Raw genomic sequence first — 17,449 nt, 5'->3', positions numbered from 1 at the left:
GAACCCCATGCCCAAAGTCCGTCTGTTGCCCCACCCAGACCTCTGCCCCGAGGGGCGTGAGATCGAACTGCAAAAGGGTGAGTCCCTGTGTGAGGGCATGCTGGCGCACGGGATCGCCATCGAACACGCCTGCGAGATGGTGGCAGCCTGCGCGACATGCCATGTCTACGTGCGGGAAGGTGGCGCTTCGTTGTCCAAGCCGAAGGACGACGAAGAAGACCAGCTCGACCACGCCTGGGGATTGGACGCGCAGTCGCGCCTGGCCTGTTGCGTGAAGCTGCGTGAGGCCGATCTGGTGATCGAGTTTCCGCGCCACACGCGCAACCATGCGCGGGAGCACTGACAGAGTTTTTCATTGGTTTCGTTCGCAGCACCTCGCGGCTGCGGCAGGCGCTGCCCGGCGGGGGCTCATGCTGGGACGGTCGGCGCTTTGCGCCGACTCCGCTGCGCCCACCAGCCTGGAGCCGGCGCGGCCAAACTCGCTGCGTTCGCTGCGCTCTCTCCGCTCAGACAGTGGCCGCGAGTCAGAAACGAAGCGCGCACTTGCGCGCCCGGCCCCAGGCTGGCGGTCACAGCCGCCCCAGAAATCGCCCCCACCGGACAGCGCCTGCCGCAGCAAGAAGGGAGGTTTGCTCTCCACCAGTGGCGCGCCAACACTGCTGTTTGCCAAGGCGTGTGCGGGTAGGCCGTAGCGCGCCTGTGAGGCGCCGAGAAGCGCAGTGACCGTGGCCGCGCGCGCAGCGCGCTTCGTTGACTGACTCGTCGCCATTGTTTGAGCGGAGAGAGCGCCAGCGAACGCAGCGAGTTTGGCGACGGGCCACGGTCGCGAGCATCACAGGGAAGTCGGTGCGCAGCGCCGACCGCCTCACCGAAGCGCTGCGGCCTGCCCGCACACGCATTGGCCGCGAGGTGCAACCCGAGAGAACCCGCACCCCTGTCCGAAACAACACATTTCCGACAGAGGCAAAGCAAGGGCAGAACGCGCCCAGCAGACCAGACCCGACAAACCAACCCCACATGCCGAGAGAAAGCGGGTTTTGAAGCGTCCAAACAGGTGGCACGGTGCTTGCGATCAAGCCCACCAAAGGATGCCGCTCACATGCCACGCAATCTCATCATCAACGACACCACGCTGCGCGACGGCGAACAGACCGCCGGGGTGGCGTTCACGGTGTCCGAGAAATGCGCCATCGCCTCGGCCCTCTCGGCCGCGGGTGTGGCCGAGATGGAAATCGGCATCCCGGCCATGGGCGACGAAGAGATCGCCTGCATCAACGCCATCGCTGCGTTGAAGCTGCCAGCCTGGCTGATGGTCTGGGGCCGCCTGACCGAGACCGACCTCGCCAGCGCGCTGCGCTGCAACGCGCAGATCGTGCACCTCTCGATCCCGGTCTCCGACATCCACCTGCAATACAAGCTGCGCCAGTCGCGCGAGTGGGTGCTGGAGCAGGTCACGCGCCTGATCAGCCAGGCCGCGCAGAGCGGGCGCCAGATTTCTTTCGGTGCCGAAGACGCATCGCGTGCCGACATCGTTTTCCTGATCGAAGTGGCCAAACGCGCCAAGGCCGCAGGCGCCAGCCGCATCCGCTTCGCCGACACCCTGGGTGTGCTCGACCCATTTGCCACCTTCGACGCCATCGCCCGCCTGCGCGACGCGGTGGACATCGACATCGAGATGCACGCCCACGACGACCTGGGCCTCGCCACCGCCAACACCCTGGCCGCCGCGCGCGCCGGCGCGACCCACGCCAACACCACCGTCAATGGCCTGGGCGAACGCGCCGGCAACGCCGCGCTGGAAGAGGTGGTGATGGCCGCGCGTCATCTGCAACAGACCGACACCGGCGTCGACACCCACGCCCTGCTCGGCATTTCGCAACTCGTGGCACGCGCTTCCGGACGCTCGGTGGCCTTCAACAAAAGCATCGTCGGCGAGGCCGTGTTCACGCACGAGTCGGGCATCCACATCGACGGCCTGCAGAAGCACCCCTCGACCTACGAAGGCTTCGACCCGGGTGAACTCGGTCGCGAGCGCCGCACCGTGCTCGGCAAACACTCGGGTTCGCAGGCCGTGCGCCTGGCCTTTGGTGCCATGGGTCTGGCGATTGAAGACGATGCGCTGACCGAACGCGTGCTGGCCCGCATCCGCGAACACGCCATGCGCGTGAAGCAAGAAGCCACACCCGAAGAGCTGCGCGGCTTTTTGATGGACGCGCACAACATGGCCCACGTGGCGCCGGCCTGGGGACGGGCATGAGCACCCGCACGGCCGCTCCGAAGGGTGCTCGTGCCGCAGCGTGCAGCGCGGAGGCACTCCAATGAACGCCGACGCCACGGCCGCTGCCTCCACTGCGCCCTCCAGCTGGTTCAGCCTGCTGCGTGAAGACGCGCGCTGTGTGCTCACCCGCGATCCGGCCGCACGCAGCCTGATCGAGGTCTGGACCATCTACCCCGGCCTGCAGGCGATTGCCATGCACCGCCTGGCTCACGCGCTGTGGAGCCGCGGCTGGCGCTACCTGCCGCGCTGGCTGTCGTTCGTGTCGCGTGCGCTGACGCAGATCGACATCCATCCCGGCGCGCGCATCGGCGCGCGCTTCTTCATCGACCACGGCACCGGTGTCGTGATCGGCGAAACGGCCGAGGTCGGTGACGACGTCACGGTCTACCACGGTGTCACGCTGGGCGGCACGAGCTGGCACGCCGGCAAGCGCCACCCCACCCTGGGCCACCAGGTGGTGGTGGGCGCCGGCGCAAAGATCCTTGGCCCGATCAAGGTCGGCGATGGCGCCCGCGTGGCGGCCAATTCGGTGGTGATCGAGGCCGTGCCGGCCGGCGCCACCGTGGTCGGCATCCCGGGCCGCGTGGTCGCTCCCGCGCGCCGCACCACGCACGGCTTCGACCTCGAACACCACCTCATTCCCGACCCCGTGGGCAAGGCGATTGCCTGCCTGCTCGACCGCGTGGCCCAGTTGGAGCGATGCCTGGCCCACAGCCAGGGCCTGGAAGGCTTGAAAGGCCTGGCCGGTGCCGACAACGCCTGCGGCCTTTGTGACGATCAATGTGCCGAACCGGGGTTCGCGACCGCGAAACCCCATCTACAACCCGCCACCGTGGAGTAACTCCCAATGGAAAACTTCGTTCAACAGCTCAAGGCCCTGTCCTCGGCCGAGGACTTCCTGCAGTACTTCGGCGTGCCGTTCGAGCAGTCGGTGGTCAACGTGAGCCGCCTGCACATCCTCAAGCGCTTCTTCCAGTACATCCGCCAGCAGACCCTGCCTTCGGCCGACGACGAGCTCGCGCTCTACACCGTCTACCGCGAACAGCTGGTCAAGGCCTACGCCGACTTCGTGAAGTCCACGCCCGCGCAGGAAAAGGTGTTCAAAGTATTCCAGGACGTCGGCGGCAAACAGCACGTGACGCTGGACAGCCTGAAAACATCGCTGCCGCAACGCGCTGTCGCCTGAACCCCGCAACGGAGAAAACCATGCACATCGTCGTCTGCATCAAGCAGGTTCCGGACTCGGCACAGATCCGCGTCCACCCGGTCACCAACACCATCATGCGCCAGGGCGTGCCGGCCATCGTCAACCCCTACGACCTGTTCTCGCTCGAAGAGGCGCTGCGCCTCAAGGACAAGTTCGGCGGCAAGGTGACCGTGTTGTGCATGGGGCCGCCGCAGGCCGAAGAGGCGCTGCGCAAGTGCATCAGCTTCGGTGCCGACGACGCCGTGCTCGTGACCGACCGCGCCTTCGCCGGCGCCGACACGCTCGCCACTTCGTACGCGCTGGCCGCGGGCATCCGCCAGATCGCCAAGGAGCAGGCGGTGGACATCGTCTTCACCGGCAAGCAGACCATCGACGGCGACACCGCCCAGGTCGGCCCGGGCATCGCCAAGCGCATGGGCCTGCAGCTGCTGACCTATGTGTCACGCATCGTCGAGACCGATCTGGACGGCCGCACGATCACGGTCGAGCGCCGCGCCGAAGGTGGTGTGCAGGTGCTGAAGACGGCCCTGCCCTGCCTGATCACGATGCTGGAGAACACCAACGAGATGCGCTTCGCCAACCTGCCCGCCATGATCCACGCCGCCGCGTATCCGGTGCGCAAATGGAGCAAGGAGCAGGCGGCCATTGAAGACCTCGACAAGATCGGTCTGAAGGGTTCGCCCACCGTGGTGAGCAAGGTCTTCGGCCCTTCGCCACGCACCGAGAAGGTGGAGATGCTGGACCTGGAAACCTCCAACCTGCGCGACATCTCGTTGAACCTGCTGCAGAAGGTTTTCACGCGCCACCCCACGCTCGAAGCCGATCTCTTGATGAAGGAAGAAGCATGAACGCCCCCACCACACCTGCTGCACCCGCCAAGCGCCCTGCCGGTCGCGGCCGCAACCTCGAACTGTCGGACGAACTCAAGGCCTACAAAGGCGTCTGGGTGTTCGTCGAACACGACCGCGGCCATGTGCACAGCGTGTCATGGGAGCTGCTGGGCGAAGCGCGCAAGCTGGCAGACACCTTGGGCAGCCAGGTGGGTGCGGTGCTGCTGGGCGGCGCCGACGAGCACCTGGACAAGTTCGCGGCCGAGGCCATCAGCTTCGGCGCCGACACCGTGTACATCGTGACCGACCCGGTGCTCAAGGGCTACCGCAACGAGCCCTTCACCAAGGGCCTGACCGATCTGGTGAACAAGTACAAGCCCGAGATCCTGCTGCTGGGTGCCACCTCACAAGGTCGCGACCTCGCGGGCTCGGTGGCCACCACCCTGCTCACCGGCCTGACCGCCGACTGCACCGAGCTCAACATCGACCCGGTCTCCAAGGCCCTGGCCGCCACCCGCCCGACCTTCGGCGGCTCGCTCTACTGCACCATCATGACCCTGGCCTACCGGCCACAGATGGCCACGGTGCGCCCGCGCGTGATGCTGATGCCCAAGGCCGACAGCAGCCGCACCGGCAACCTGATCCATGACACGCTCGGCATGGTCGAGACGCAGATCGTCACCAAGCTGCTGGACTTCATCGCGGATGCGAACAGCAACAAGATCAACCTGCCCTACGCGGACGTGATCGTGAGCGGCGGCAAGGGCCTGAAGAACCCCGACAACTTCAAGCTGGTGTTCGAACTGGCGCGTGTGCTCGGCGGCGAGGTGGGTTCCACCCGCCCCTGCGTGCAGGCCGGCTGGGTCGAGGCGGATCGCCAGGTGGGCCAGACCGGCAAGACCGTGCGGCCCAAGCTCTACATCGCCGCCGGCATCAGCGGCGCGGTGCAGCACCGCGTGGGCATGGAGGGCGCGGACGTGATCGTGGCCATCAACACCGACCCGAATGCGCCCATCTTCGAATTCGCGCACTACGGCATCGTCGGCAACGCGATGCTGGTGCTGCCCGCGCTGACCAAGGCGTTCGCCGAACACCTGTCCAAGCGCAGCGCGCTGGTTGCTTGATCCCGTCCACCACCTCTGGGGAACGCCATGAAAAAACCCTCTCAATTCGACGCCATCGTGGTGGGCGCGGGGCCCTCGGGCAACGCCTGCGCCTACACCCTGGCCAAGGCCGGCCTCAAGGTTCTGCAGATCGAACGCGGCGAATACCCGGGTTCGAAAAACGTGCAGGGCGCCATCCTCTACAGCGACGCGCTGGAGAAGATCATTCCCGACTTCCGCGACGACGCGCCGCTGGAGCGCCACATCATCGAACAGCGCGTCTGGGTGCTCGACGACAACAGCTTCGTCGGCACGCACTACCGCAGCGACGACTACAACAAGCCGCCTTACAACCGCTACACCATCATCCGGGCGCAGTTCGACAAGTGGTTCAGTTCCAAGGTGCGCGAGGCCGGTGCGCTGCTGATCTGCGAGACCACGGTCAACCACCTGATCATGGACGGCGAGCAGGTGGTGGGCGTGCAGTGCGACCGCGAAGCCGGCGACGTGTACGCCGACGTGGTGATCCTGGCCGACGGCGTGAACAGCACGCTGGCACGCAAGGCCGGTTTCCATGGCGAGATCAAGGACAGCAACGTCGCACTCGCGGTGAAAGAGATCCTCTTCATGCCCGAAGACATCATCCGCCAGCGCTTCAACATCGGTGAAGAAGAAGGCGTGGTGATCGAGATGGTCGGCAAGATCACCGACGGCATGATGGGCACGGGCTTCCTCTACACCAACAAGGAATCACTCACCATCGGCATCGGCTGCATGCTGGGCGATTTCAAGGGCAGCGTGAACAAGACCAGCCCTTACACCCTGCTGGAAAAGCTCAAGCGGCATCCTTCGATTGCCCCGCTGATCCAGGGCGGCGAGATGAAGGAGTACGCGGCCCACCTGATCCCCGAGGGCGGCTTCTACGCCATCCCCAAGGTCTACGGCAACGGCTGGATGATCGTGGGCGACTCGGGCGGCTTCGTCAACGCGGTGCACCGCGAAGGCTCCAACCTGGCCATGACCACCGGGCGCCTCGCGGCCGAGACCGTGATCGCCGCCAAGGCCGCCGGCAAACCCATGAGCGAAGCGGTGCTCAAGACCTACAAGACCGAACTCGACAAGAGCTTCGTCATGAAAGACCTGCACAAGTACCGCGACATGCCCGAGGTTTTCCACAAGAACAACCAGTTCTTCACCACCTACCCCGAACTGGTGTCCAAGGCCGCGCACAAGATGTTCACGGTCGATGGCGTGGACAAGAAGACCAAGGAACGCGAGATTTTTTCCAGCTTCCGCACCTCGCGTTCGCTCACCGGCCTGGTGGGTGACGCCGTCAAACTCTGGAGGGCTTTCCGATGAACGCCGTTGCCGTGAATGTCGAAGAGAAACTGTTTCAGAACCGCTACCGCGTGGACGCGGGCCGGCCCCACATCCAGATCAAGGACCCCGAGATCTGCGCCAACGACTGCACCCAGAAGTCCTGCACCTACGTGTGCCCGGCCTCCTGCTACAAAGCCGAGGGCAACGGCAGCGTGACCCTGATCACCGACGGCTGCCTGGAGTGCGGCAGCTGCCGGATCATCTGCTCGGAGTTCAGCAACGTGAACTGGGAGTACCCGCGCGGCGGGCACGGCATCCTCTTCAAATTTGGATAGCACCCCGTTGCTTGCTCACTTCGTGTAGCCGCATCCCCCTCAAGGGGCAATGCCTGCGGCCCGGCAAAGCCGGTTCCGCGGCATTCTTGGTTGGCGCTTCTTCACGCGTGGCAGGCCTGCTACTTACGCACTTCCTGGAGTTCTCATGCCCCGTCCTCAACGCCATGTTTTCGTCTGCACCCAGAACCGCCCGCCGCAGCACCCGCGCGGCTCGTGCGCCAGCAAGGGCGGCACCGCCGTGCTGCAGGCTTTCTGGGCCGAGCAGCAGAAGCGGCAGGCCTACGACCAGCTCTCGATCACTTACTCGGGTTGCCTCGGCCCCTGCGACCAGGGCGCCAACGTGCTGGTCTACCCCGAAGCGGTGATGTACCGCAACGTCGCACCCGAGGATGTGGGGGAGATCTTCGACACGCACATCGTGGGCGGCCAGCCCGTCAAGCGGCTGCTCGCGCCTGCGACGGTGTGGTGACGCTGCAGCCCGCGCCAAGACGGGGGCCGCATGCCGTCCAGGCCCGGGCTGTCACAGCGACGTCATCTTGTTCGGTCAATAATTCAACATTCACTGAATTATTGATCTGAGGAGTCTCCCGCATGAAAGTCGGTATCAACGGCATGGGCCGCATGGGCCGCCTGGCCCTGCGCGCGGCCTTCGGCGCCATCGAGCGCGAAGCCATCGACCCGCGCAGCGGCAACCGCCTGGAGGTCGTTCACCTGAACGAAATCAAGGGTGGTGCCGCCGCCACCGCCCACCTGCTGGCCTTTGACACGGTGCAAGGCAAATGGCGCGCCGACATCGCGGCCGAGGGCGAGGACGCCATCCGCATCAACGAACGCACGCTCTCCTTCAGCAGCCACGCCACCGCCGCCCAGATCCCCTGGGGCGACCTGGGCGTGGACCTGGTGCTGGAATGCACCGGCAAGTTCCTCACGCCCGAGACCCTGCAAGGCCACCTGGACCGGGGTGCCCAGCGCGTGATCGTGGCGGCGCCGGTGAAGGTGGGTGATGTGCTGAACATCGTGGTGGGTGTCAACGAACACCTGTACAACCCGGCGCGCGACCGCATCGTGACCGCCGCGAGCTGCACCACCAACTGCCTGGCACCGGTCGTGAAGGTGGTGCACGAAGCCATCGGCATCAAGCACGGCCAGATCACCACGCTGCACAACCCCACCAACACCAACCTGGTGGTGGACGCGCCGCACAAGGACCTGCGCCGCGCCCGCAGCGCCATGGTCAACCTGGCGCCCACGACGACCGGCAGCGCCACCGCCATCGCGCTGATCTACCCCGAACTCAAGGGCAAGCTCAACGGCCACGCGGTGCGCGTGCCGGCGCTCAACGCCTCGTTGACCGACTGCGTGTTCGAGCTCAACCGCGCCACCACGGCCGAAGAGGTCAACGCCCTGTTCGAAGCCGCCGCCAACGGCCCGCTGGCCGGCATCCTGGGCTTTGAGAACCGCCCGCTGGTGAGCGCCGATTACGCGCGCGACACGCGCAGCGCCATCGTGGACGGCCTCTCGACCATGGTGACCGACGGCACGCTGCTCAAGGTCTACGCCTGGTACGACAACGAGATGGGCTACGCCACGCGCATGGTGGACCTGGCTTGTCATCTTGAAGCGCAGGGTCTCTGAAGCCATGCCGGTCCAACCCACAACGCCGTTCGGGCTGAGCCTGTCGAAGCCCGTTCCATGAGCACCACCGTCTCGTCGGGCGCCAGCAGCGCCACCCGCAACTACGCCATCGTCACCGCCGCCTACTGGGGTTTCACACTCACCGACGGCGCGCTGCGCATGCTGGTGCTGCTGCACTTCTACCGCCTGGGCTATTCGCCGTTCACGCTGGCCTTCCTGTTCCTGCTGTACGAAGCGGCGGGCGTGCTGGCCAACCTGATCGGCGGCTGGCTGGCCACGCGCTACGGCATCCAGCGCATGCTGACCGTGGGCCTGGTCACGCAGATCACCGGCTTCACCCTGCTCTCGCTGCTCAACCCGGCCTGGACGGCGGTCATGTCGGTGGCCTGGGTGGTGGTGGCGCAAGGCATCTGCGGCGTGGCCAAGGACCTGACCAAGACCGCCAGTAAGTCGGCCATCAAGATCACCGCCGACCAGGCGAAGAACCAGGGCTCGGGCCAGCTGTTCAAGTGGGTGGCGTGGTTCACCGGCAGCAAGAACGCCATGAAGGGCTTCGGCTTTTTCCTCGGCGGCCTGCTGCTCGATGCGCTGGGCTTCCAGCACGCGCTCTGGGCCATGGCCGGCTTGCTGGTGCTGGTGCTGGCCGGCGTGGTGGGCTTCGTGCCGCCGCTCATGGGCAAGAGCAAGGCATCCAAATCGGCCAAGGAACTGTTTGCGAAAAATGCCGGCATCAACGCGCTGGCCGCCGCGCGCGTGGCGCTGTTCGGTGCGCGCGACGTGTGGTTCGTGGTCGGTGTGCCAGTGTTCCTGTATTCGCAGGGCTGGACCTTCACCATGGTCGGCGGCTTCCTCGCGCTCTGGACCATCGGCTACGGCCTGGTGCAGGCGCTCGCGCCCAACATCGTCAAGCGCAGCGCCGACGGGCTGACCAGCGAAGTGCCGGCGGCGCGCTGGTGGTCGCTGGCGCTGGCGCTGATCCCGGTGGGCATCGCCACCGCCGTGCTGCTGGAAGCGCCGGACCTGCAGTGGTGGGTGGTCGGCGGCCTGGGCCTGTTCGGCTTCGCCTTCGCCGTCAACTCATCGGTGCATTCCTACCTGATCCTGGCCTACGCCGGCTCCGAAAAGGCGGCGGAGGACGTGGGCTTCTATTACGCCGCCAACGCGCTCGGCCGCTTCTTCGGCACGCTGATGTCGGGCCTGCTGTACCAGTGGGGCGGCCTGCTCTACGCGCTGGTGGGCTCGGCGCTGATGCTGCTGGTGTGCTGGCTGCTGACGCTGGGGTTGCCCACCAGAACCGCCTTGCCCAGCCCCCCGACCACCTGAGGACACCCCATGGAAGAAGCAGACGTCGTCAAGGCACTGGCCGCACTGGCCCAGGAAACCCGCTTGCGGATCTTCCGCCTGCTGGTGGTCGCGGGGCCCGACGGACTGACCCCGGGCCACATGTCGGACGAACTGGGTGCCGCCCCCACCGCCCTGTCGTTCCATCTGAAGGAGCTGAGCCACGCGGGCCTGATCGCCGCCGAGCGCGACGGCCGCCACCTGATCTACCGCGCCTCGATTCCGCTGATGAACAACCTGCTGGGCTTCCTGACGGCGCACTGCTGCCAGGGCCAGCCCTGCCTGGAATCACCCGCCAAGCTCGATTGCAGCCACTGCTGAAAAGCCCGGGGCCTCGCCCTCACGTCACCTCCGCTTCCCCAACCACCACCAGCCGTCGGCTGAAAGGACCTCCCCCATGTCTGTCTACAACGTGCTCTTCCTGTGCACCGGCAATTCGGCCCGGAGCATCATGGCCGAAGCCATCCTGAACCACCTGGGCGGTGGCCGCTTTCGGGCCCACAGCGCGGGCAGCCACCCCGCCGGCCAGGTGAACCCGCACGCCATCGAGCTGCTGCAGCGCAACCACTACAAGACGGACAGCCTGCGCAGCAAGAACTGGAGCGAGTTTGCGCAAGCCGATGCGCCGCACATGAACTTCGTGCTCACCGTCTGCGACAAGGCCGCGGGTGAGGTCTGCCCGGTCTGGCCCGGTCAGCCGATGTCGGCCCACTGGGGGGTGCCCGATCCCGCCGAGGTCAAGGGCGACGAAGAGGCCGTGAAAAAGGCCTTCACGGAAACCTTCGTGATCCTCAGTCGCCGCATTGCCCTGATGGTGAACCTGCCGTTCGACAAGCTCGACCGGCTGGCCCTGCAGAAGGAGCTGGTGGACATTGGCCGGCAAAAGGCCTGAGCGGACAATCCGGCGTACAGCCCGGTCGCCGAAGCGATCGGGCGTTTTTCTTTTGTGAGGTGAGCGATGGGTGTGTTTGAGCGTTACCTGACCGTGTGGGTCGGTCTGGGCATTCTGGCCGGTGTGGGACTGGGGTTGGCCATCCCCGGCGTCTTCCAGGCCGTGGCCGCGATGGAGATCGCGCAGGTCAATCTGGTGGTCGCGGTGTTCATCTGGGTGATGATCTATCCGATGATGATCCAGATCGACTGGCATGCGGTGAAGGACGTGGGCAAGCGCCCCCAGGGCCTGTTGCTCACGCTGGTGGTGAACTGGCTGATCAAGCCCTTCACCATGGCGGCGCTGGGCGTGCTGTTCTTCCAGTACGTGTTCGCGGGCTGGGTCGATCCGCAGTCGGCCAGCGAGTACATCGCCGGCATGATCCTGCTGGGCGTGGCGCCCTGCACGGCCATGGTGTTTGTGTGGAGCCAACTGGTCAAAGGCGATGCCAACTACACCCTGGTGCAGGTCTCGGTGAACGACCTCATCATGGTGGTGGCGTTTGCACCGATTGCCGCTTTCCTGCTGGGCGTGACCAACGTGACCGTGCCCTGGGAAACGCTGCTGCTCTCCACCGTGCTGTACGTGGTGTTGCCGCTGCTGGCGGGCATGGCCACGCGTCAGGTGCTGGTGAAACAGTCGCCCACCGCACTGGGCCAGTTTGTGGCGCGCCTCAAGCCCTGGTCGGTGGTGGGCCTGATCGCCACCGTGGTGCTGCTGTTTGGCTTTCAGGCTGGCACCATCGTGGACAAACCCCTGGTGATCGCGCTGATCGCGGTCCCGCTGATCCTTCAGTCCTACGGCATCTTCTTCATCGCCTGGTGGGGCGCCAAGCTGCTGAAGCTGCCACACAACATCGCCGGCCCGGCCTGCCTGATCGGCACCTCCAATTTCTTCGAGCTGGCCGTGGCGGTGGCGATCTCGCTGTTCGGGCTGAACTCGGGCGCGGCGCTGGCCACGGTGGTCGGCGTGCTGGTCGAGGTGCCCGTGATGCTGTCCCTGGTGGCCATCGTCAACGCCTGGAAGCCCCAAACCGTCTGAAACTTTTGCACGCCACTTCGCACATGACCGACATCTCGATCTATCACAACCCCGCTTGCGGCACCTCGCGCAACGTGCTGGCCATGATCCGCAACAGCGGCGTGGAACCCACCGTCATCGAGTACCTCAAGAACCCGCCCAGCACCGAGCAGATCAAGGCCTGGCTGAGCGCCATGGGCGCCACGGTGCGCCAGGTCCTCCGGGAAAAAGGCACGCCCTACGCCGAGCTGGACCTCGCCCATCCGAAATGGACCGATGAACAGCTGCTGGACTTCATCCAGCAACACCCGATCCTGCTCAACCGGCCGTTCGTCATCACCCCGCTGGGCGTGCGGCTGTGCCGCCCCTCCGAGGTCGTGCTCGACATCCTGCCCAACCCCCAGCAAGGCCCGTTCATCAAGGAAGACGGTGAAGTGGTGGTCGATGCCGGGGGGCACCGTGTCTAAGAGCGTCTCCAAACCCCTGAACGATCTGCCGCAGGTGATGCCCGAACATTTCCGCGTGCCCGATCCGTCGCGCCTCCTGCGCCCGCACTCGGCCCACCCGCCCCGCATCCTGCTGTTGTACGGCTCCCTGCGCCCGCGTTCCTTCAGCCGTCTGCTGGTGGAAGAGGCAGCCCGGCTGCTGGAGGCCCTGGGTGCGGAGACCCGCATCTTCAACCCCAGCGGGCTGCCCTTGCCCGACGATGCGCCCGACACCCATCCCAAGGTGCAGGAACTGCGTGAACTGGCGCTGTGGTCCGAAGGCATGGTCTGGTGTTCACCCGAACGCCACGGTGCCATGACCGGCATCATGAAGGCCCAGATCGACTGGATTCCCCTGGCGGCCGGGGCCGTGCGGCCCACCCAGGGCAAGACGCTGGCGGTGATGCAGGTGTGCGGCGGCTCGCAGTCCTTCAACGCAGTCAACCAGATGCGCGTGCTGGGCCGCTGGATGCGCATGATCACCATCCCGAACCAGTCGTCCGTGGCGAAGGCCTTCCAGGAGTTTGACGACAGCGACCGCATGAAACCGTCGAGCTACCACGACCGGGTGGTCGATGTGATGGAGGAACTGGTCAAGTTCACCTGGCTGACCCGCGATGTCTCACCCTACCTGGTGGACCGCTACAGCGAGCGCAAAGAGAGCGCCGAAGAACTCATGCGGCGGGTGAACCTGCCCCAGGCGGTGTGATCTCCGGCCCCGTGGGCGGCACAGCACAACGCAGAGACACGCATGAGCATGGACGCAGCTTCTGACGGAGGTGGTGCGGTGTCGGCCCGCCGGGCAGGCCTCTGTTTCCTCTTCGCGCTGGGGCTGTCGCTGGCGCTGTACGCCTGGCTGCCCTACGACGCCCCGGTCAGCAAGGGCCTTTGCCTGCTGGTCTTCATCGGCCTGCTCTGGCTCACGGAGGCGATCCCGCTGCCGGTGACGGCCTTGCTGGTGCCCGTCGGTGCACTGGCGCTGGGGTTCCCCGGGCTGACCACGGTCCAGGCCCTGGCACCGTTTGCCGACCCCATCGTGTTCCTGTTTCTCGGTGGCTTCGCCCTGGCCAGTGCCTTGCGTGCCCAGCAACTGGATCGCAAGATGGCCGGCTTCCTGCTGACGCTCTCGGGTGGTCATCTGGGCCGGGCCGTGCTGCTGCTGTTTGCCGTCACGGCGCTGCTGTCCATGGGCATCAGCAACACGGCCACCGCGGCCATGGCCCTGCCACTGACCCTGGGCATTCTGGGACCGCTGGACCCACAGCGCGAGCGACGGACCTTTGCCTTCGTGCTGCTCGGTGTGGCCTATTCCGCCAGCATCGGGGGCATCGGCACCCTGGTCGGCTCGCCGCCGAACGCGATTGCCGCCCGCGCGGCCGGCATCGGCTTTGCCCAATGGCTCTGGATCGGTCTGCCGATGGTGCTGCTCCTCATGCCGTTGATGGTGTTCACCCTGTGGATGGTGCTGCGCCCCCGGCTCAACCAGCACATCAAGATTACCGCGACCGATGTGCCATGGACCTGGCAACGGGGTCTGACGCTGGGTGTGTTTTTCTTGACCGCGCTGGGCTGGACCTTCGGGGCCGAGCCCCTGAAACACCTGGGCATCCAGAGCCCCGACACGGTGTTCGCGCTGGCCGCCGCCATCGCCGTGGTGGCACTGCGACTGGCGAGCTGGCGAGCCGTCTCGGCGCACACCGACTGGGGGGTGCTGATCCTGTTCGGCGGTGGCCTGGCGCTCGGTGAGGTGCTGGCCACCTCGGGCGCCTCGGTGGTGCTGGGCCAGCAGCTGGCCGGCCTGCTGCAGGGTGCGCCGCACTGGACCATGCTGCTGGCGGTCGCCGCCTTCATGGTGCTGCTCACCGAATTTGCCAGCAACACCGCCGCGGCCGCGCTGCTCGTCCCGGTGTTTGCCGCGGTCGCCCCACAGCTGGGGCTGCCCGCCGGCACGCTGGTCGTGGTGGTGGCGCTGGCGGCCTCCTGTGGCTTTGCCCTGCCCGTGGCCACGCCGCCCAATGCCCTGGTGTTCGGTTCGGGCCGGGTGCGCCAGCGCGACATGCTGAGGGCCGGCCTGTGGCTGGACCTGGTGTGCATCGGGGTGCTGACCGTTTGGGGCGTGGTGACGCTGTTGTGACCGGCGCGACCCGACCTGCTCCGTTGATCCGCCTCAAGCCGTCCTCAATGACCGATTGCCATTCGACGGCAGAGGTTGACAATCAACCGGAAGCCACCGCGAAAGGAACCCGATGGAACTGATGCTGAAACTTCTGACGGGTGGCGCGGGCAGCCTGGCGGCCTACCTCGCGGCCCACGTGCTGCTCTGCCTGCTGCCGGCGTTTTTCATCGCAGGCGCCATGGCTGCCCTGATCCCCAAGGCCAGCATCACGCGCTGGCTCGGACGCAGCACACCCGCCTATGTGTCTTACCCGGCCGCCGCGGCGGCCGGGTCGCTGCTGGCGGTGTGTTCCTGCACCATCGTGCCGCTGTTCGCCGGGATCTACCGCAAGGGCGCCGGCATCGGCCCGGCGATGACCTTTCTCTTCTTTGCGCCGGCCGGCAACATCATGGCGCTGGCCTACACCGGCAGCATCCTCGGCCCCGAGTTCGCGGTGGCGCGCGTGGTGTTCTGCCTGATGTTCGGCATCGGTATCGGCATCCTGATGGCGCTGGTGTTCTGGCGCGACGATGCGAGCCACGACGCACAGACCGACACGCTCTTTGCGGCGCAGGCCAGCATCAACCCGGCGGCCCTGGGCGTCCTGCTGTCGCTGGTGGCCTTGCTGATTGCTGGCACGCTGAAGCTGTGGCCATTGACCACCACCTTGGGCACCTTCACCTTGCCCCTGCCCTGGGCCCTCCCATGGCAGGAAACCCTGTTCGGCTGGGTGCCGTTTGACGCCGCCAAAGGCGAAGAAGGCGTGAGCTTCCAGGGCTCGGTGCTGATCGGCTTGCTGCTGCTGATTTCGGCCACCGCCTGGAAGGGCATGGAAAACATCATCGAAGGCGCCAACCGCTGGACCTGGGTCGCGCTGGGCCTGGCGGCCACCACCCTGCTGGTGGCGGCGCTTCGCCTGACGGCCCACGCCAGAAGGTCTGGAAATGGCCCTCACGGGGCGTGCACTGGGGGTCGCGCTGTCGCTGTGGGCGGTGTGGTTCTACGCACGGCAGTTGCCCGCCGACGACTGGCGCAGCTGGTTGTGGGAAGCGTGGCGCTTCGTGAAGCAGATCTTCCTGGTGCTGGTGATTGGCGTGTTCGTGGTCGGCATGGTGCGGCAGCTCATTCGCCCCGAGTGGATCGAATCGCTGGCTGGCAGCAACACCCTGATGGCCAACGTGGTGGCGGTGGGTTTCGGCGTCTTCATGTACTTCCCCACGCTGGTCGAGGTGCCGGTGGCCCGCATGTTCCTGGACCTGGGCATGCACCCCGGCCCACTGCTCGCTTACCTCATGGCCGACCCGGAACTCAGCCTGCAGAGCATGCTGATGGTGGCCGCGGTGATCGGGCGCACCAAGACCGCGGCCTACGTGGGCTGGGTGGCCTTGTTCAGTGTTTCCGCGGGCCTGATCTTTGGCGCCTGGGTCGACGGTGCGGCCTGGACGTCGCTGGCTGCGGTGATGGGCGCGTGTCTGGCCGGCCTGGCCGTGGCACTGGGCTGGTTGCGCCGGCGGCGGCGCATGGTTGTCGCGGCCTGATCCGATTCACGTTTTCAAAGGAGATACACCATGTTGACCGTCAAGATCCTGGGTTCCGGCTGTGCCAACTGCAAGAAGCTCGAAGCCGTGGCCCGCGAAGCCGCCACCGCCAGCCACATCGAGGCCGAGTTCCTCAAGGTCACCGACATGCAGCAGATCATGGCCTACGACCTGCTCTCCACGCCGGGCCTGGTGGTCAATGACAAACTGGTCAGCAGCGGACGCATTCCCACGGTGGCGGAAGTCCAGAAGTGGCTGTCCGCCTGACTGTGCCGTGAAGCCCGCCCCTCAATGAGGGTGGACATGGCTGCCAGGCCCCTGCTGCGCAGGGGACGTGTCCGACGCCGCCTGCCAGTCGCCACAGGGCTGGGTGAACGGCACGTTCACCACCTGCAAGGTGGCATGGGTGATCTCGAAGCGCTCATGCAGCTGCTCCGTGGCCTCTTTCAGAAACCCGTCGTCGGCATGCCCCTGCGGCATCACCAGATGGGCCGTCATGGCCACCTGTGACGTGTCCATGGCCCAGATGTGCAGGTCGTGCACGCGGCTGATGCCCGGCAGCGCCGCCAGGTAGTCGTGCACCGCCTGCGGATCCACGCTGTCGGGCACGCCATCAAACAACAGGTGCAAGGACTGCCGGAACAGGTTCCAGGTGCCGATGAGAATCACGGCGGCGATCAGCAGGCTGACCACCGGATCGAGCCAGGCCCAGCCCATCCACAAGCTGAGCGCGCCGGCCACCACCACACCGGCCGACACCAGCGCGTCGGCCGCCATGTGCAGGAAAGCCCCGCGGATGTTCAGATCGTTCTCGCGTCCCCGCATGAACAGCAAGGCGGTGACGGTGTTGACCATGATGCCCACACCCGCCACCGCCATGATCGTCAGGCCCTCGGCGCCGGCCATGGGGTCGGGTGACATCAGGCGCCCCGCAGCCTCCCAGACCAGCGCGCCCATGGCCACGAGCAGCAGCAAGGCATTGGCAAACGCCGCGAGGATGCTGCCGCGCTTCCATCCATAGGTGTGGCGGGGGTTGGGTCGCAGCTTGCCAGCCAGCGCCCCGCCCCAGGCCAGGACCAGCCCGGCCACATCGCTCAGGTTGTGCCCCGCATCCGCCAGCAGGGCCAGCGAGTTGATTTTCCAGCCGTAGAAAGCTTCGATCGCCACAAAGGCAAGGTTCAAACCGATGCCGAAGGCGAAGGCCTTGTTGAAACTGGCGGGGGCGTGGCTGTGATCGTGTCCGGCGCTCATGGGGTTTGTGCTTGCAAGGC

The 17,449-nt window shown here is 66.2% G+C and carries 21 protein-coding genes and 1 pseudogene; 20 read left to right on the top strand and 2 right to left on the bottom strand.

The features are described 5' to 3' along the window. Positions 1–7 precede the first annotated feature (7 nt). From fdx to IM738_RS07355, 18 genes and pseudogenes are all read left to right on the top strand, one after another. Positions 8–343: an ISC system 2Fe-2S type ferredoxin gene (gene fdx, locus IM738_RS07440; RefSeq protein WP_236965240.1), complete on the top strand. Its 336-nt coding sequence runs from the start codon at positions 8–10 to the stop codon at positions 341–343. A gap of 756 nt (positions 344–1,099) precedes the next feature. Then, positions 1,100–2,257: a homocitrate synthase gene (gene nifV / locus IM738_RS07435; RefSeq protein WP_236965238.1), complete on the top strand. Its 1,158-nt coding sequence runs from the start codon at positions 1,100–1,102 to the stop codon at positions 2,255–2,257. A 61-nt stretch (positions 2,258–2,318) separates the two neighbouring features. Further along, positions 2,319–3,119, top strand: coding sequence for a serine O-acetyltransferase (gene cysE, locus IM738_RS07430; RefSeq protein WP_236965236.1), 801 nt, complete (start codon positions 2,319–2,321; stop codon positions 3,117–3,119). Between the two features lie 6 nt (positions 3,120–3,125). Next, positions 3,126–3,464, top strand: coding sequence for a nitrogenase stabilizing/protective protein NifW (nifW, locus tag IM738_RS07425; protein WP_177138567.1), 339 nt, complete (start codon positions 3,126–3,128; stop codon positions 3,462–3,464). Positions 3,465–3,484: 20 nt separating this feature from the next. Continuing rightward, complete coding sequence (locus IM738_RS07420; protein ID WP_236965234.1) at positions 3,485–4,333, top strand: electron transfer flavoprotein subunit beta/FixA family protein; 849 nt, start codon at positions 3,485–3,487, stop codon at positions 4,331–4,333. Then, positions 4,330–5,439 carry an electron transfer flavoprotein subunit alpha/FixB family protein gene (locus tag IM738_RS07415; protein ID WP_236965233.1) on the top strand — a complete coding sequence of 370 codons (1,110 nt, stop codon included), beginning with the start codon at positions 4,330–4,332 and terminating at the stop codon, positions 5,437–5,439. Before IM738_RS07420 ends, IM738_RS07415 begins: the two co-directional genes overlap by 4 nt. 27 nt (positions 5,440–5,466) lie before the next feature. Continuing rightward, positions 5,467–6,777 (top strand): FAD-dependent monooxygenase, encoded by a 1,311-nt coding sequence (locus IM738_RS07410; RefSeq protein WP_236965232.1) that lies wholly within the window; start codon positions 5,467–5,469, stop codon positions 6,775–6,777. Beyond that, on the top strand, positions 6,774–7,073 hold the full coding sequence (locus IM738_RS07405; protein WP_236965231.1) for a ferredoxin family protein: 300 nt from the start codon (positions 6,774–6,776) through the stop codon (positions 7,071–7,073). The genes IM738_RS07410 and IM738_RS07405 overlap by 4 nt, the downstream gene beginning before the upstream one ends. A 145-nt stretch (positions 7,074–7,218) precedes the next feature. Beyond that, on the top strand, positions 7,219–7,542 hold the full coding sequence (locus IM738_RS07400; protein WP_236965230.1) for a (2Fe-2S) ferredoxin domain-containing protein: 324 nt from the start codon (positions 7,219–7,221) through the stop codon (positions 7,540–7,542). A gap of 122 nt (positions 7,543–7,664) precedes the next feature. Next, positions 7,665–8,708: an ArsJ-associated glyceraldehyde-3-phosphate dehydrogenase gene (locus IM738_RS07395; RefSeq protein ID WP_236965229.1), complete on the top strand. Its 1,044-nt coding sequence runs from the start codon at positions 7,665–7,667 to the stop codon at positions 8,706–8,708. 57 nt (positions 8,709–8,765) lie between these two features. Beyond that, on the top strand, positions 8,766–10,031 hold the full coding sequence (gene arsJ / locus IM738_RS07390; protein WP_236965228.1) for an organoarsenical effux MFS transporter ArsJ: 1,266 nt from the start codon (positions 8,766–8,768) through the stop codon (positions 10,029–10,031). A 9-nt stretch (positions 10,032–10,040) separates the two neighbouring features. Continuing rightward, entirely contained in the window at positions 10,041–10,370 is a 330-nt protein-coding gene (locus IM738_RS07385; protein ID WP_236965227.1) for an ArsR/SmtB family transcription factor, read from the top strand. 76 nt (positions 10,371–10,446) lie between these two features. Beyond that, positions 10,447–10,941: an arsenate reductase ArsC gene (locus tag IM738_RS07380; protein WP_236965226.1), complete on the top strand. Its 495-nt coding sequence runs from the start codon at positions 10,447–10,449 to the stop codon at positions 10,939–10,941. A gap of 66 nt (positions 10,942–11,007) precedes the next feature. Further along, positions 11,008–12,021 carry an ACR3 family arsenite efflux transporter gene (arsB, locus tag IM738_RS07375; RefSeq protein ID WP_236965225.1) on the top strand — a complete coding sequence of 338 codons (1,014 nt, stop codon included), beginning with the start codon at positions 11,008–11,010 and terminating at the stop codon, positions 12,019–12,021. Between the two features lie 23 nt (positions 12,022–12,044). Then, positions 12,045–12,467 (top strand): arsenate reductase (glutaredoxin), encoded by a 423-nt coding sequence (gene arsC / locus IM738_RS07370; protein ID WP_236965224.1) that lies wholly within the window; start codon positions 12,045–12,047, stop codon positions 12,465–12,467. Between the two features lie 37 nt (positions 12,468–12,504). Next, entirely contained in the window at positions 12,505–13,194 is a 690-nt protein-coding gene (gene arsH / locus IM738_RS07365) for an arsenical resistance protein ArsH (protein ID WP_236966267.1), read from the top strand. 48 nt (positions 13,195–13,242) lie between these two features. Next, positions 13,243–14,619, top strand: a complete 1,377-nt coding sequence (locus tag IM738_RS07360; protein WP_236965223.1) for an SLC13 family permease — start codon at positions 13,243–13,245, stop codon at positions 14,617–14,619. A gap of 112 nt (positions 14,620–14,731) precedes the next feature. After that, positions 14,732–15,133, top strand: a pseudogene (locus tag IM738_RS07355) (permease); the annotation flags it as partial. Here IM738_RS07355 and IM738_RS07350 read toward each other — a convergent pair. Next, the gene (locus tag IM738_RS07350; RefSeq protein WP_236965222.1) at positions 15,061–15,456 is read right to left on the bottom strand and encodes a hypothetical protein; all 396 of its coding nucleotides are present in this window, start codon (positions 15,454–15,456) and stop codon (positions 15,061–15,063) included. The pseudogene IM738_RS07355 and the gene IM738_RS07350 overlap by 73 nt on opposite strands. A gap of 128 nt (positions 15,457–15,584) precedes the next feature. On the opposite strand from IM738_RS07350, the gene IM738_RS07345 reads away from it, so the two are divergent. Further along, the gene (locus IM738_RS07345; protein WP_236965221.1) at positions 15,585–16,178 is read left to right on the top strand and encodes a permease; all 594 of its coding nucleotides are present in this window, start codon (positions 15,585–15,587) and stop codon (positions 16,176–16,178) included. A 30-nt stretch (positions 16,179–16,208) separates the two neighbouring features. Further along, on the top strand, positions 16,209–16,445 hold the full coding sequence (locus IM738_RS07340; RefSeq protein WP_236965220.1) for a thioredoxin family protein: 237 nt from the start codon (positions 16,209–16,211) through the stop codon (positions 16,443–16,445). Between the two features lie 21 nt (positions 16,446–16,466). Here the strand turns inward: IM738_RS07340 and IM738_RS07335 are convergent, their stop codons facing one another. Then, on the bottom strand, positions 16,467–17,429 hold the full coding sequence (locus IM738_RS07335) for a cation diffusion facilitator family transporter (RefSeq protein ID WP_236965219.1): 963 nt from the start codon (positions 17,427–17,429) through the stop codon (positions 16,467–16,469). Positions 17,430–17,449: the final 20 nt, after the last annotated feature.

This window comes from Hydrogenophaga sp. SL48 (genome assembly GCF_021729865.1).
Taxonomy (GTDB): domain Bacteria; phylum Pseudomonadota; class Gammaproteobacteria; order Burkholderiales; family Burkholderiaceae_C; genus Hydrogenophaga.
This window is presented reverse-complemented; position numbering and strand designations above follow the sequence as displayed.